Genomic DNA, 15,163 nt, shown 5'->3' with positions numbered 1-15,163 from the left:
GCGCGGCCCAATCCGCCGTACGGTCTATTCGCTGACCTCCTCCGTTACCACTTCAAAGCCGGTCAGTTCGGCCGGACCGAACTGGGTTGAAATCGCGACATCGGTGGCGTCGCGTCCGATACCCATCAGGATACGCCCGACGCGGGGGACATTATGCCGGGCATCGGCCGTATACCAGTGGCCGCCGAGATACACTTCGAACCAGCCGGAAAAGTCCATGGGTGCATCGGACACCGGCACCTTGATGTCGCCAAGATAGCCGGTGCAGTAACGTGCCGGAATGTTCATGCACCGGCACAGGGTCAGGGCCAGGTGGGCGAAATCGCGGCACACGCCAACCTGATCGCTATAACCGCCAAAGGCGCCGCGCCGACGATCGGCCATTTGATAGTCAAAGCGGATACGCGCGTGGGCGAAATCGAGGATGGCCTGGACTCTGGGCCAGCCGGGCCGTGTCGTGCCGAACAGGGACCAGGCGATATCATCCAGGCGGTCGGTCTCGCAGTAGCGCGAGCCGAGCAGGAAGACGAGCACCTCGTCCGGCAGGTCACGGATATCGTGCTGCACGGCGTCGAAGGGAACATGGTCAGGCTTGCCGGAATCGTAGACCACGAACTCCGTTGAGATTGTCAGTTCGCCCTGGGGCGCCGTGATGCGGGTACAGATGTTGCCGAAGCTATCGGAATAGTCCCAGGACTCGATCGCTGGCGCGAAGGTGATCACCTGCGGTGTCAGAAGATCGGGACGGCGCGATGGGTGGAGGTTCAGGCACAACAGCATGGGCGTCGGCTTGGGACATTGGTAGGTGAGGGTGTAGCCGGCGCGGATTTTCATAAGGGCTCGTTGTTGAGTTGGGACGGGATAAGCGGAGGCTCTACGGAGCTGACGTCAACCTGGACATCCATGGCTAAAAAATCCATGCGGGTTCCGGTATGGGTGCCCCAAAGCGGGATGGCCTGGCGCGGCGTACGGGTCACGCCGACGCGGATCAGGTCGCGATTACCGACAATGCCGTTAGTGGGGTCGAACTCCACCCATCCCGCGCCCGGCAGGAAGACCTGGACCCAGGCATGGGTCGCGCCGCCGCCCAGCCGTTCGGGCGTGTCGCGGGACGGCGAATAGATGTAGCCGGTGACGAAACGCGCGGCAAAGCCCAGCGACCGGACGGCCTCGATCATCAGCAGGGCGTAGTCGCGGCACGTGCCGCTCAGGCTGTAGAGAGTCATTTCCGGTGTCTGCGTGCCGGGATTGCCGCGGCGGATATACTTGAAATCGTTGTGGATGGCGTGGGTCAGAGATTCCAGCAGCCGCGCCGTGTCGGCGCCGCCGGACGGATCGACAAAGCGCCGGGCCCACGCCGGCGTTTCCGTGTCCTGGGAATATTGGCGCGCAATCACGGCCTGCAGGTCCGGCAGGTTTTCATCGTCGTATGCGAAGGGCCAAACCCGCGCTTCGGCGTCGGCGCGGAAATGCAGGGCGTTTTGCGGCTTATGATCGAGGACGATATCGGTTTCGAACCTCAAGGTATCCGACTCCGTGTCGAACTCGGCGACGGCAATGCAGTTGTTAAAGGCGTCATGAATCCAGAACAGGTCGCTGGGTGCCGGGAAGATGTTCAGGCTGGACGACAACAGGCGCTGGTCCTGACTGTCGCGCGGTCGAAACAGCAGGCGGTGCTGTCCAAATCCGACCGGCCGTTTGTACGTGTAGGTCGTGATGTGCGTCACCCGCAGGACGGTCATGAATGGTCAGCTTTCGGTTACCACGCAGCGGGTTTACAGGCCGGGATGCAAGTTTTCGATGCGTCAGCCGACACCTTCCTCGCCCCCTCTTGCCAACCGGGCCGGGGCTGGGTCATTATGAGTCATGACCCATCGTATCTATAAGATGAGCTTCGCCAGCGTGCATGTCCTCTACATCGCGAAGGTGGAGAGGAAGGGCCGTACCCAGGCCGAGGTCGACGAGATTATCCTCTGGATGACCGGCTATAGCCAGGCGCAGTTCGAAGCGCATCTGGCGGCGAAGACCAATTTCGAGGACTTTTTCGCCCAGGCGCCGCAGCTTCATCCGGCGCGGCACCTGATCACCGGTGTGATCTGCGGCGTGCGGATCGAAGAGATCGAAGACCCGCTGATGCGCGAAATTCGTTATATGGACAAGCTGATCGACGAACTGGCCAAGGGCCGGCCGATGGCGAAAATCCTGCGTAAACCGGCCAATTAAAACTCATTGCGGAAAAGCTTAACCATAACGCGTGGTTAAGCGATTCATTTACAAATGGGTAAACCTTTTTGGTTAACCTTCGTGCATCGAGAAGGTTTACCTATGCCCCAATTTGCTGAAGACACCGCCCTTGCCCATGCCTCCGCGCACCAAAAAGGTGACGCCAAGGCCCAGGCCAAGGCTCAGGAACGCGAGCTCGAATTCGGGCGTATCTGCAAGTCCGTGTGCGAACTGGCCGCCGGCCTGTTCGACACGCCGCTGGCCATCATCAAGCTGTATGAAGGCAGCCAGCTTGAGGTCAAGGGGACCGCGGGCTTCAGCAGCGAAACCCTGCTGGACGACATTTCCTTTTGCCAGCGCAAGCTGATCCCGGGCGAGCCCCTGCTAATTCCGGACGCCACCGCCGACGCGCGCTACTTCCTGGAAGCCGCCGTGCTGAACGGGCCGAAACTGCGCTTCTATGTCGACATGCCGCTGGTCTCCGACGGCGTTGTCCTGGGCGTGCTGATCCTCAGCGAGCGCCAGCCGCGTCACGATTTCACCGCAGCGAAGATGGCGCTGTTCCGTCAGTTCGCCAACAATGCCGCCACCACCATCGCCCTGGCCCAGAACACGGTCGAGCGCAGTGACATCCTGTTTGAACTCAAGTCGAATCAGATCCGTTTCGACCTGGCCCAGGACATGACCGGCATCGGCCATTGGGCCATCGACCTGAAAACCCGCGAAGTCACCTGGTCCAAGGGCCTGTACGCCATCTACGGCCTGTCGCCCAAGTCGTACAAGCCGCGTGTCGCCACCCAGCTCGACATCTATGAAGCGGCCGATCAACAGTTGATCATCGATAAGTTCCAGCGCGCCGTGAACTATGGCGAGGACTTCGATTTCAACGTCGAGATCCTGCGCCGCAAGGACAAGGTCACCCGCAATATCCGCACCAAGGGCGGCGTCGAATATGACGACAAGGGCACGGCGATCCGCCTGTGCGGCGTCGTCCGTGACGTCACCGAAGGCGTGTCGGACCAGGAAGAACTGATTCGCGCCCGTATGGCGGCCGAGGACATCAACGAAGCCAAGAACAGCTTCCTGACCCACATCACCAATGAACTGAAGACGCCGCTCAACAACATCCTGGGCTATGCCCGCCTGTTGAACGAGCAGCGCCACGACAATCCGGACATCGCCGCCTATACCACTAACCTGCTCAAGTCGGCCAAGGCCTTGCAGTCGCTGGTCAAGGATACGGTCGACGTCTCGTCGCTGGAAGCGGCGCCGGCGCGCGGTGAGGATCACGCCCATTCGGCCGAGGAATCGGTCAATGTCGTCAACCTGGTCAAGGATGTCGTCAACCAGTTCGCTGCCCAGGCCCAGGCGTCGCAAACCAAGCTGACGGCGCATTTTGTCGACTGCGACAACCCCTATGCGCGTCTTGATTCGATGCGCCTGCGCCAGGTGGTGCAGAACCTGCTGAGCAATGCCTGCAAGTTTACCCGTGGTGGCCTGATCAATGTGACAGCGTCGCAGGTGACGATCGAAAACGCCCCGTGGCTGCGCATTTCGGTCCGCGATACCGGCGTCGGCATGAGCGAAGATCAATCATTGACGTTGTTCGGTGGCGCTGACATTACGGCGAACCGCAAGAGCGGCAACGGTCTCGGTCTGTCGATCTCGAAGGCCATTGTCGACCTGCTGGGCGGCCATATCGGCGTCGTCTCGCGTCAGGGCGAAGGCTCCAACTTCTGGTTCGAAATCCCGGTGCAGTGGGTCGAAGGCCCGGCCAAGGCGATCGAAACCGCCCAGTTCATCGCGCCGCGTCCGATGCGTGCGCCGATTGACCCGATGCGCCCGAATGCCCAGGCGGCTGCCGCTCGAATCGCGCCGGTCGACGAGGACCGCATCAATCGCGAATATCTGAAGGCGCTGCTTCAGGACATGAAGCTGGATCTCTGAAAGCCATAACCCAGAAAGTCAGTCGAGTTGCGTACAGTATCAGCGTCCTGTCCCGGTCGGGGCAGGGCGCTTTTTTACGCGCAATGGCACAGTTTGCGCATTCCGGATAAAGTGAAGGTGTTTCAATACCTTATTTCGTGTCGGGAAAATTTGGCATCTAAGTCAAAATTAACAACTCACTGGCATGATGTCACCCTTAGCCTGCTCTGGTGAGAGGTGGGCCCGTCGGGGATGCCGCATGAGTGACGACTTCAAGAACCAGCGTGACCGGTACATGGCCTTTTCATTGGCCGCCGCCGACCTTCTGGTCGAAATCGACGCAGACCTGCGAATCGTCAAGACCGTCGGCGCCACCCAGGCGCTGCTCAATGCGCTGGCCGCCGAGATCGCCGGCCGTGATGTGACCGACATCATTCTGCCGGCCGACCGGTCGTTCGCCCGCCGCCTCCTGCAGCGCGCCCAGCGCCTGGGTCGCATCGAGCCCTGTTCGCTGCGCCTGGACCAGGGCGACAAGCCGCCGTTGCTGATCAATCTCGGCGCCTGCCACCTGCCGACCCAGGACAACCACACCTTCCTGACCCTGACCGTCCTGTCCAATGTCTCGCTGACCGAGCGCGACGAAACCACCGGCCTGCTGGATGGTTCCGGATTTCAGGATATGGCAAACAGCGCCCTGGCCGGCGATCCGGCCAAGGCGCCCAGGGAAATGAAGATGGTCCGCCTGAAAGGGCTGTCCAACGCCGTGCGCGGCCTTCCGAAGCCGCAGGCGCATCAGTTGCTGGGTGAGATCGGCGCGGTTCTGCGCGCCCAGTCGATGGGCGGCACCGCGGCGGCGCGACTGTCGGACGAGGAATTCAGCTATATCCCGCCGGCCAAGGGCGATACCGCCACGCCGGAAAGTCTGACGCGTGAGTTCAAGGCCGTGGCCGTGGCCGCCGGCCTGGCCGAAAACAGCTTTGTGCCCACCGTGATGAGCCTGGAACTGTCGACCGGCAACCTGGACCAGGACAGCGTGGCGCGCGCCCTCAGCTTTGCCGTTACCAACTTCTGCAAGCCGGAAAAGACCCAGATCAAGTCGCTTCAGGAAAGCCTGAAGTCGGCCATGGCCGAGACGGTGCAGCATTTCGATTCGATCAAGAGCCTGATCGAAGACAACAATTTCAGCCTGTTCTATCAGCCTGTTGTGTCGTTGCAGGATCGGAAGATCCATCACTACGAGGCGCTGATGCGCTTTTCGGACGGCCGCTCGCCCTACGACACCATCCGCATGAGCGAACAGCTGGGGCTGATGGAGGATTTCGATCTGGCCGTCTGCAAGAAGGCCGTGGACATGCTTCAGGCCCGCACAGATGTCAGTATCGCCGTCAACCTGTCGGGTGCTTCCGTAGAGTCGGAAGCGTTCCGCGAAAGCCTGCGTCAACTGCTGATGCCGCACCGCGACCTGACAAGCCGGTTGATGTTCGAGCTGACCGAGTCGAGCGAGATCAAGCAGCTGGATGCAGTGGGAACCTTCCTGAGGTGGCTGCGCCGTACGGGGTATCAGGTGTGCCTGGACGATTTCGGCGCCGGCGCCGCGGCCTATGCTTACCTGCGCAGTTTCGATGTCGACTATGTCAAGATCGACGGGCCGTTCCTGAAGGATGCGCGCGAGAACCCGCGTCAGCGCGCCCTGATCCGCTCGGTCAGCAGCCTGTGCAAGGAGCTGAAGACGGAGGTCATCGCCGAGATGATCGAGGACGAGGAGATGGTCCGGCTGTGTGTCGAGATGGGCATCGGATTCGGTCAGGGCTATCACCTGGGCCGGCCCAAGCCTTTGATGATGTCGGCGCCGGAAATGGCCAATGGCCGCCGCAAGGGGTTTGTCGATAGCTGGGGCTGACCCGCTGACTTGTTTTTTCTTGCTCCTCCCCACTTGTTGGGGAGGGGGACCGCGCCAGGACGAAGCGTAGCGAAGGACGACACGTGGTGGTGGGGTTTCTTACTTTCCCGAATCTCAGGCGGCGCCGACAAGACAGCAAGAGACCCCACCACCCCCCTACGCCTTTGCTTCGCTACGGCTTCGGGCGGTCCCCCTCCCCGACAAGCGGGGAGGAGCAAGAAAGGTGAAGCCTACCCTCTTCTACCTTTTCGGCGGAAAAATCGTGGCCGCACATCTAGGTCTGGTATGAAACACATTCCCCTCACCACCCTGTCCCTGCTGGCCCTGTTGGCCGGGACCTCCGCCTCCGCCCGCGACTACTGGTTCGGGGCCGACCTGTCCTATGTCAACGAAATGCAGGACTGCGGCGCCAGATACAGCTACGCCGGCGAGACCGATCCCTATAAGATCTTCGCAAAATCCGGCCACAACCTGGTCCGCGTGCGGTTGTGGAACAACCCGACCTGGACGAACTATTCCAACCTGGCCGACGCCGAAAAGACTCTCGCCGCTGCCCGCGCCTCCGGTCAGAAGGTCCTGCTCGACTTCCACTATTCCGACGACTGGGCCGACGGTGAAAAGCAGCTGGCCCCCGCCGCCTGGGAAGGCATGAGCGACCAGCAACAGGCCGACGCGCTCTATAGGTTTACCGTCGATACTCTGACTTACCTGGAAGCGAAGGGCTTGATGCCCGACATGGTTCAGGTCGGCAATGAGAGCAACAAGGAGATCGTCTCGTCGTGGGAAGGCGCCAAACTTCCCATTAACTGGAAGCGTAACGCATTGCTGTTCCAGGCCGGAATCAAGGGTGTGCGCGACGCTTCGGCCAAGACGGCGATCAAGCCGCAGATCATGCTGCACATCGCTCAGCCGGAAAATGTCGAGCCGTGGTTCGCCGCCGCCCGCGAAGCCGGAGTGACCGACTACGACGTCATTGGCATCAGCTATTACCGCAAGTGGTCGAAATACGACACGCAGCAACTGGCCGACACCATTCAGCGCGTCCGCCACGCCTTCGGCAAGGAGGTGGTGGTGGTCGAAACCGCCTATGCCTTTACCGACGGCTGGAACGACGAGATGGGCAACCTGTTGGGGACCGATTCGATCCTTCCGGGCTATCCGATCACCCCGGAAGGCCAGGCCAAATACATGCACGACCTGATGCAGCTGGTCATGGATTCCGGCGGCAACGGCGTCGTCTACTGGGAGCCGGCCTGGGTGTCGACCAAGTGCAAGACGCGCTGGGGTACCGGATCGTCATGGGAAAACGCCGCCTTCTTCGATTTCAAGGGCAAGGCCGTGCCGGCGATCGATTGGCCGAAAGCGTCCTATGTCTGGCCGGTCGAGGTGACTTTTACCGTCGCCGACAGCGGCCAGCCGGCGCAGTACCTGGCCGGCGACTTTACCGGCGGGGTGATTGTGGCGATGACCAGGGACGGCGGCCGTTTCGTCTACAAGGCCTGGCTGCGGCCGGGCAGCGCGATCGTCGCTGCCGTGGCGGGTACCGAAGCGGCTGTCGGTGATGCCGAAGCGCAAGGCGTTACCGTACCGGCGGCCGCTGGGACCGTGACTCTGAGAACACAGCCATGATATTGTAGTACAATTGACTGGTTTGATTGCAAAATTATGATATAAATTCCGCCGATAACAAAAATAACGGCGGAAACCCCCATGCCACGCGTCTTAGCTTTAACGGCGGCACGGCCATGACCTTCTCATCCGGGGAGAAGCGTCAGGTCCTGCTGGCCTTTGTCGCAACACAAATCCTGCCGCACGAGCATGACCTGCGCCTGTGGCTCCGACGTTTGGGTGTCAAAGCCGATGAGCTCGATGATATCGTCCAGGAAGTCTATTGCCGCCTGTTGCGGATGGACCGGGTCGACCATATCGCCGACCCGCGGTCCTATCTGTTCCGCTCGGCGCGCAACATCGTCCTGGAGCAGGTCCGCCGTAACCGCGTGGTGTCGATCATGACCGTGCAGAATATCGACGAGCTGGGCGTTGCCGACCACACTCCCAATCCAGAAGCGTGCGCTTCGTCGCGCGCCGAGCTGGATCGGGTGCTGGAGCTGATCAAGGGCCTGCCCGAGCGCTGCCGCAACGTGTTCGAACTGCGCAAGGTCCATGGTTTGTCGCAGGCGGAAACGGCGCGGGCCCTGTCCCTGACCGAGAACGTCGTCGAAAAAGAAACGGCTCGCGGTTTGAGCCTTATCCTTCAGCGTATGGCCATGACGTCCAAACCCGCAGCTGTCGCTGCCTTCGGGAGCGTGCATGCCGCCCAAGCCGCAGACTGAGTCGCTGGTGGAGGCGCAGGCTTCGGCCTGGGTGGCGCGCATGTATGCGCAGCCCGACGACGCCGTGCGTGCCGAGTTCCTGGCCTGGCATGACGCCGATGCGCGCCATGCCGGCGCCTATCTACGTGCCGAAGCCGCCTGGATCCTGCTGGACCGCGCCCAGGTACTGACCCATGGTTCCGGCCTCGCCGGGCGCGAGGTGGCGGCCCAGCTCAAGCGGCGCAAGGCCGAGCGGACGCGGCGCTACGTGCTGGGCGGGGCCATGGCGGCCTCTGTCGCCGGTGCGGCCGCGGTGGGCGTGACCCTGCTGGGCCGGGTGACCCTGGAAACCGGCCACGGCGAGCTGCGTAACGTGCCGCTGGAAGACCGGTCCATGGCCGCCGTCAATACCGACAGCCGCATAGACGTCGCCATGAAGGACGACATGCGCCATGTCGACCTGGTCAAGGGTGAGGCCTGGTTCCAGGTCGCCAAGAATCCCGATGCGCCTTTTGTGGTGACAGCGGGCGATATCCGCGTGCGCGCGGTGGGTACGGCCTTCAGCGTTCGCCGGCATGACGGAGGGGCCGATGTCCTGGTCACCGAGGGCGTGGTCGAGGCATGGAGCATCAAGGATCCATCGCGACGCGTCACCCTGACGGCGGGCGCCGAGGCCTTCGTGCCGGCGCAGGATGCCATTCAGTCGACGCACCACCCGGAAGAGGTCGAACGCAAGCTGGCCTGGCGCGACCGTCAGGTCATGCTGAACAGCACGGCCCTGTCCGAAGCCGTGGCCGAGTTCAACCGCTATAATGACCGCGAAATCATCATCGCCGATCCGGCTCTGCGAAGCGCCGAACTGGTCGGCGGGTTCCAGGTCGACCAGCCGGAAAGCTTCGTCCGGGCGGTCCAGGTCGCCCTGGACGTGCCGGTCAGCATCGGCGAAGACCGTATCATAATTGGCACAGTTTCGGCTGCCAGATAGCCGGTGAACAAAAAGTAGTACAAATCCGGCGGAAAAAATTCAGCGCCGCATCTGTGTCTGTAGGGGGCCGAAAAGCGCCCTTTGATAAAACAAATCTACAGAACACAGGGAGCCTAACTCATGTCCTATTTGCACACCGGTCTGCGCAGCGCGCTGATGGCGTCCGCGGCGGTCGCCGTCCTGGCCGCCCCCGCCTATGCCCAGGCCACCAAGACCTTCAACATTCCCGCCCAGGACGCCGTCACGGCCGTGCCGCAGTTCGCCCAGCAGTCGGGCCTGCAGGTGCTGGCCTCAGCCGACGACCTGCGCGGCGTCCGCACCAACGCCCTGCAAGGCAACCTGCGGGTCGACACGGCCCTGACCAAGCTGGTCGCCGGTACGGGCCTCAATGTCCGGACCCAGGACGGCAATTCGGCTGTCATCGTCCGCGCTTCGATGCAGTCGGCGCCGGACAGTGCCGCGCCGGCGGCTGTCGACGCCCCGGCCGATGCCGGTGACGCCGTCGTCGTCGTCGGCATGCGCAAGTCGCTGCGCGACGCGCTGGACACCAAGCGCCGTGAAACCGGTGTGGTCGAAGTGATCGCTTCGAAAGACATCGGCGTCCTGCCCGACGTCACCATCGCCGAATCCCTGGCCCGCCTGCCGGGCGTCAACACCACCCGCGACCGCGGCAATGACAGCCAGGCCGCCATCCGGGGCATCGGTCCGCGCATGGTTCTGGGCACCGTCAACGGCCGCGAAGTCGCCTCGTCCGAACCGGACCGTAACGTCCGCTGGGAAATCTATCCTTCCGAAGTCGTGTCTGGCGTCAGCGTCTACAAGTCGTCGGAAGCCAAGCTGCTGGCCGGCGGTATTTCCGGCACGGTCGACATCCAGACCATCCGCCCGCTCGATTATCGCGGTCCGGAAATCGTCGCCCGCGCCGGCGTCGTCTATTATGACGGCGGCACGGCCTTCCCGGGCTATGACGGACTGGGCTATCGCGGGTCGGGTTCGTTGGTGAAGAAGCTTTCGCCCGAATTCGCCTTCGTCCTGGGCGTCACCGCCCAGCAGCAGAAGAACGGCTACGAGTCCTTCCAGGGCTGGGGCTATAACGACGACAAGATCCGTCCGGCCAACAATACCGGCCCGATCGTCGCCAACGGTCCCGACGTGCCGACGCCGTGGGGCGCGGCCTCCGAAGCCAAGTTCCTGACTTCGGACCGCTACAGCCTGTCGACCGGCTTTCAGTGGAAGCCGAGCGAGTTTTTCGAACTGACCTATGACCTGCTGTATTCGAAGTTCAAGATTTCCGAACACCAGAACCAGCAATGGTTCGACGGCAACTGGGGCAACTGGGACGGCGGCAATGCCGGTGGCTATATCAATCCGGTCATCGTCGGCGGCGACCTGGTCGGCGCCACGACCTCGTACAGCGAAATCACCAATGTCATCGCCGAATACAGCGAAGACAAGGACCTGATCGTCACGGGCCTGAACGGCAAGTGGACCGAAGGCGCCTGGACCGCCACGGCCGATATCTCCTACTCCAAGGCCGAACGCAGCAACCTGTGGCAGGCCGTGGAAATGCGCTACTATCCGGCCACCACCACCTGGCGCCTGGACGGCGATGATCCCTTCATCCACGTCTCGACCCAGCCCCAGGACGCCAGCCAGAGCATCGAATGGGTGATGGGCGCCTATTCGCCGGGCCGCCTGCGCGACGAACTGGGTTCGGCCTCGCTGGATTTCCGCCGCCATATGGACGACGGCTTCTGGACCTCGGTGCAGTTCGGCCTGCGCCTGGCCGACCGCACCAAGTCGGACAGCAGCGGCAATGACGGCCAGGCGGGTCACCTGCCGGGCGTGACGACCCTGCCGTCGAACCTGTTCACCCACTACACGTTCAAGAACTTCGACGTGCCGTCGCTGCTGGATGGCGATTTCGACAAGCTGGTCACGGCGGCCTATGGCGCCGGCGCCCTGGACTTTGATCCCAAGTCGGTGAACTTCAATTCCGAGGTTCAGGAAAAGGTCGCCGAAGCCTATATCGAAGGCTATTACGACACCACCTTCGCCGGGACCCCGGTCAACGGTAATATCGGCCTGCGCGCCGTGTCCGTGAGCAGCGAAAGCGCCGGTGAAAGCCGTTCGGGCGGGGGCTGGTTCCAGGACATCCAGGGCAACTGGGCCTTCTACCCGCTGGTCGCCGTCACCGCCAAGGGCGGCCGGGACTACACCAAACTGCTGCCGAGTGCTGCGGCCCGCTTCGACCTGGGCGACGGCGCCTACCTGAAGCTGGGCGCCGCGCGCGTCCTGTCGCGTCCGCCGCTGAACGAGCTGAAGGCCAATCGTTCGATCTCGCCGACCGCGCCGTTCACCGGTTCCGCCGGCAACCCATACCTGAAGCCGTTCGAAGCGACCCAGTTCGATGCGTCGTATGAGTGGTACTTCAACCGTGACGCCCTGTTCGCCGTCGCCGGCTACTACAAGCAGGTCGATAACTATGTCGGCTACAACCAGCGCAGCGAGACCATCAACGGCAATACCTACACCCTGATCTCGCCGGTCAACAAGGACGACAGCGGCTATATCGCGGGTGTGGAACTGACCTATCAGACCCCGTTCAGCTTCATTCCGGGTTTTGAGAAGTTCGGCATCTATTCGAACCTGGCCCTGGTCGATTCCGACATCGAGGAGTTCGTTCCGTCGAACAATCCGCTGCCGATGAACGGGGTGGCCAAGACGACCGCGACCGTGGACCTGTGGTACAGCAACGGCACCCTCGATGCCCGTCTGGGCGCGCGTTACCACAGCGCCTATACCGCCATTTATGGCTGGGATTCGAGCGCCCTGGCCCGGGTCGCGCCGGAAACGACGTTGGATGCCAGTGCATCTTACGCGCTGAACAGCCGGATCTCGTTTCGGGTACAGGCGGCCAACCTGCTGGATACGCCGCTGCGGGCCTATTACGACAACAAGGAAGACCGTCTGCTGCGGAATGATTACTACGGTCGCCGCTTCCTGTTCGACGTGACGGTGAAGTACTAAGGCCTTAGATGGAATTGAGGCTTGGTAGGAGGGGACACCCAAAGATACCCCTCCACCCCTTCGGGGTCCCCCTCCCCACTTCGTAGGGAGGAGGGAGCTTGAGGAAGCCGTCTATGCGTACCTCACCCTTCAGAACTCGATCCCTCTTCTCCCGAAGAGTCTCCACTGGCCGGAGCTTGACTTGTGTCGGGCTCCGGTTCTTTTTTATCCGACAAAAAAGCCAAATGAGGGAAATGCCATGCTGGAACTCAACCGACGCCATCTGCTGGCCACCGCCGCTATCGCCGCCGCCGTGCCGGCTGCTTCCGCCAAGGCTCAACCTTACTCGCCATCGCCGAAGCCGGCCGACAATGGCCCCCGGCAGCGTATCCTGTTCGACGACGGCTGGCGGTTCGCCTTTGGCCACCTGCATGATGGCGAGAAGGATTTCGGCTTCGGCCTGGATCAACGCACCTATGCCAAGCAGGGGCCGGATTCCGGCAAGGCCACCCAGGCCGGGTTCGACGATTCCGGTTGGCGGGAACTGAACCTGCCGCACGACTGGGCGGTCGAACTTCCGTTCGTACCGAATCCGAAGGCTTCCGAACTGAAACCCAATGAGCGCGGCGAGGTCTGGGACCCGGCCGCCAATCACGGTTTCAAGCCGCTGGGACGCGAGTATCCGGAGACTTCGGTCGGCTGGTATCGCAAGAGTTTCAGCCTGGATAAGGCCGATGCCGGCAAGCGCATTTCGCTGCACTTCGACGGCGTCTTCCGCAGCGCCGTCGTCACGGTCAACGGCTATATCGTCCGCGAGCACCAGGGCGGCTATACGCCCATCAACATCGACATTACCGATTTCCTGAATACCGACGACAAGCCCAATGTCGTGGCGGTGCGCGTCGATGCCTCGCTGGGCGAGGGCTGGTTCTATGAGGGCGCCGGCATCTATCGCCATGTCTGGCTGGTGAAGACGGATGCGGTTCACATCCCGCCCTATGGCGTCCGGGTGCGGCCGGCGACGGATGGCACGGTCGCGGTCCAGGTGAAGGTCAGGAATGCCTCCGACCAGACACGCAAGGTTCTGGTCGACGCCGGGGCCGTCGTTCCGCTGCCCGAAGGCTTGGACTGGTCGAAAAAGGTTGCCGCCGTGTGGGTGGAACTGAAGCCGTGGGACGAAGCGGAGATCGATCTGACCCAGCATATCGCAGAGCCGCATCTTTGGTCGGTCGAGGATCCGTTCCTTTACACCGTGGAAGCGACGCTCGGCGATGAGGCCGGCAAGATCGTCGACAGCGTCTCCACCCGTTTTGGCTTCCGCGATGTGAAGTTCGACGCCGAACAGGGCTTCTTCCTGAATGGCAAGCATCTGAAGCTCAAGGGCACCTGCAACCACCAGGACCATGCCGGGGTCGGTGCCGCCATGCCCGACGCCCTGCAGTATTATCGCCTGAAGCTGTTGAAGGAGATGGGTTGCAACGCCTACCGCGCCTCGCACAATCCACCGACGCCGGAAGTGCTGGATGCCTGCGACGAACTGGGCCTGCTGGTCATCGACGAGACCCGCACCATGACCTCGTCACAGCAGGGGCTGGACGATCTGCGCACCATGATCCTGCGCGACCGCAACCACCCGTCCGTCATCCTGTGGTCGATCGGTAACGAAGAGCCGCAGCAGGGCACCGATCGCGGCGCTGTGGTCGCCAGGACCATGAAGCGGCTGTGCAAGGAACTGGATCCGACGCGCGGGGTCACCTACGCCATGGATAATGGCTATGGCTACGGCGTGACCAATGTGGTCGATGTCATCGGCTTCAACTACCGCACCCATCTGATCGACGAGTTCCACGCCAAGTATCCGAAAATCCCGCTGATCGGGTCGGAGACGGCCTCGACCGTCTCGACGCGGGGTGAGTATGTGCTGGATGCGCCGGGGCACATCGTCCCGGCCTACGACACCACGGCGCCGTGGTGGGCGACCACCGCCGAGACCTGGTGGAGCCATGCGGCCGACAAGTCGTACATGGCCGGCGGGTTTATCTGGACCGGGTTCGACTATCGCGGCGAGCCGACGCCGTTCTCGGAATGGCCCAGCATCTCGTCGCAGTTCGGCGTGTTCGATACCTGCGGCTTCCCGAAGGACAACTATTATTATTACCGCGCCTGGTGGCGCCCGGAGCCGCTGCTGCACCTGCTGCCGCACTGGAATTGGGAAGGTAAGGAGGGCCAGGAGATCGCGGTCTGGGCCCATTCCAACTGCGAAGAGGTCGAGCTGTTCGTCAACGGCAAGTCGGCCGGCAAGAAGGCCATGCCGCGCAACCGGCACCTGGAATGGTCGGTGCCCTATGCGCCGGGCAAGATCGAGGTCTTCGGCTATAATAAGGGCAAGGTGGTGTTGAAGGACAAGCGCGAGACGGCGGGTGCGCCGGCGCGGGTGGTGTTGACGGCGGATCGGACCGGGTTGTTGGCGGATGGGCGCGATGTGGCGGTTCTGCGGGCTGAGGTGGTCGACGCCAAGGGCCGGCCGGTGCCGAAAGCGGATAACCTGATCCGGTTCGAGGTCGCTGGGGCTGGGGCTGTGATCGGGGTCGGCAATGGCAATCCGAACAGCCATGAGCCGGATAAGGCGTCTCAGCGCAAGGCGTTCAACAGCCTGTGCAGCGCGATTGTTCAGGCCGGGAAGGACGCGGGGGCGGTGATTGTGACGGCTTCGGCGGAGGGGCTGAAAGCCGGGAAGGTAACGCTGAAGGTGGGGTGAGGGGCGGGGCATCTTCGGAGCACTGCGTCCTCTAAAGGCCCCTCACCCGA

General features: G+C 62.4%; 10 protein-coding genes. 8 read left to right on the top strand and 2 right to left on the bottom strand.

From position 1 onward, the window contains the following. Positions 1-24 precede the first annotated feature (24 nt). Both ABAC460_RS31630 and ABAC460_RS31625 read right to left on the bottom strand, forming a co-directional pair. Complete coding sequence (locus tag ABAC460_RS31630; protein WP_023452647.1) at positions 25-834, bottom strand: transglutaminase-like domain-containing protein; 810 nt, start codon at positions 832-834, stop codon at positions 25-27. Next, positions 831-1,742, bottom strand: coding sequence for a transglutaminase family protein (locus ABAC460_RS31625; protein WP_023452646.1), 912 nt, complete (start codon positions 1,740-1,742; stop codon positions 831-833). The genes ABAC460_RS31630 and ABAC460_RS31625 overlap by 4 nt, the downstream gene beginning before the upstream one ends. Positions 1,743-1,866: 124 nt before the next feature. On the opposite strand from ABAC460_RS31625, the gene ABAC460_RS31620 reads away from it, so the two are divergent. The 8 genes from ABAC460_RS31620 (at position 1,867) to galA (ending at position 15,113) form a co-directional block, all read left to right on the top strand. After that, positions 1,867-2,223: a DUF2200 domain-containing protein gene (locus ABAC460_RS31620; protein WP_023452645.1), complete on the top strand. Its 357-nt coding sequence runs from the start codon at positions 1,867-1,869 to the stop codon at positions 2,221-2,223. Between the two features lie 102 nt (positions 2,224-2,325). Next, positions 2,326-4,170, top strand: coding sequence for an ATP-binding protein (locus tag ABAC460_RS31615; protein ID WP_023452644.1), 1,845 nt, complete (start codon positions 2,326-2,328; stop codon positions 4,168-4,170). Positions 4,171-4,408: 238 nt separating this feature from the next. Continuing rightward, complete coding sequence (locus ABAC460_RS31610; RefSeq protein ID WP_023452643.1) at positions 4,409-6,049, top strand: EAL domain-containing protein; 1,641 nt, start codon at positions 4,409-4,411, stop codon at positions 6,047-6,049. 285 nt (positions 6,050-6,334) lie between these two features. Beyond that, the gene (locus ABAC460_RS31605) at positions 6,335-7,678 is read left to right on the top strand and encodes a glycoside hydrolase family 53 protein (protein ID WP_023452642.1); all 1,344 of its coding nucleotides are present in this window, start codon (positions 6,335-6,337) and stop codon (positions 7,676-7,678) included. 116 nt (positions 7,679-7,794) lie between these two features. Continuing rightward, complete coding sequence (locus ABAC460_RS31600; protein WP_023452641.1) at positions 7,795-8,382, top strand: RNA polymerase sigma factor; 588 nt, start codon at positions 7,795-7,797, stop codon at positions 8,380-8,382. Beyond that, positions 8,360-9,346 (top strand): FecR family protein, encoded by a 987-nt coding sequence (locus ABAC460_RS31595; protein WP_023452640.1) that lies wholly within the window; start codon positions 8,360-8,362, stop codon positions 9,344-9,346. The genes ABAC460_RS31600 and ABAC460_RS31595 overlap by 23 nt, the downstream gene beginning before the upstream one ends. A gap of 120 nt (positions 9,347-9,466) precedes the next feature. Next, positions 9,467-12,376, top strand: coding sequence for a TonB-dependent receptor (locus tag ABAC460_RS31590; protein ID WP_023452639.1), 2,910 nt, complete (start codon positions 9,467-9,469; stop codon positions 12,374-12,376). A gap of 238 nt (positions 12,377-12,614) precedes the next feature. Continuing rightward, positions 12,615-15,113, top strand: a complete 2,499-nt coding sequence (gene galA, locus ABAC460_RS31585) for a beta-galactosidase GalA (protein WP_023452638.1) — start codon at positions 12,615-12,617, stop codon at positions 15,111-15,113. Positions 15,114-15,163: the final 50 nt, after the last annotated feature.

Origin of the sequence: Asticcacaulis sp. AC460 (assembly GCF_000495795.1) — a bacterium.
Taxonomy (GTDB): Bacteria; Pseudomonadota; Alphaproteobacteria; order Caulobacterales; family Caulobacteraceae; genus Asticcacaulis.
The sequence above is the reverse complement of the archived record's forward strand: the minus strand, read 5'-3'. Positions and strand labels throughout refer to the sequence as shown.

What these genes read in the sequence shown, in the direction of transcription:
- ABAC460_RS31590 (WP_023452639.1), top strand. Translation starts at nt 9,467, where the DNA reads ATGTCCTATTTGCACACCGGTCTGCGCAGCGCGCTGATGGCGTCCGCG.
- ABAC460_RS31630 (WP_023452647.1), bottom strand. Translation starts at nt 834, where the DNA reads ATGAAAATCCGCGCCGGCTACACCCTCACCTACCAATGTCCCAAGCCG.
- ABAC460_RS31615 (WP_023452644.1), top strand. Translation starts at nt 2,326, where the DNA reads ATGCCCCAATTTGCTGAAGACACCGCCCTTGCCCATGCCTCCGCGCAC.
- galA (WP_023452638.1), top strand. Translation starts at nt 12,615, where the DNA reads ATGCTGGAACTCAACCGACGCCATCTGCTGGCCACCGCCGCTATCGCC.
- ABAC460_RS31605 (WP_023452642.1), top strand. Translation starts at nt 6,335, where the DNA reads ATGAAACACATTCCCCTCACCACCCTGTCCCTGCTGGCCCTGTTGGCC.
- ABAC460_RS31610 (WP_023452643.1), top strand. Translation starts at nt 4,409, where the DNA reads ATGAGTGACGACTTCAAGAACCAGCGTGACCGGTACATGGCCTTTTCA.
- ABAC460_RS31620 (WP_023452645.1), top strand. Translation starts at nt 1,867, where the DNA reads ATGACCCATCGTATCTATAAGATGAGCTTCGCCAGCGTGCATGTCCTC.
- ABAC460_RS31625 (WP_023452646.1), bottom strand. Translation starts at nt 1,742, where the DNA reads ATGACCGTCCTGCGGGTGACGCACATCACGACCTACACGTACAAACGG.
- ABAC460_RS31595 (WP_023452640.1), top strand. Translation starts at nt 8,360, where the DNA reads ATGCCGCCCAAGCCGCAGACTGAGTCGCTGGTGGAGGCGCAGGCTTCG.
- ABAC460_RS31600 (WP_023452641.1), top strand. Translation starts at nt 7,795, where the DNA reads ATGACCTTCTCATCCGGGGAGAAGCGTCAGGTCCTGCTGGCCTTTGTC.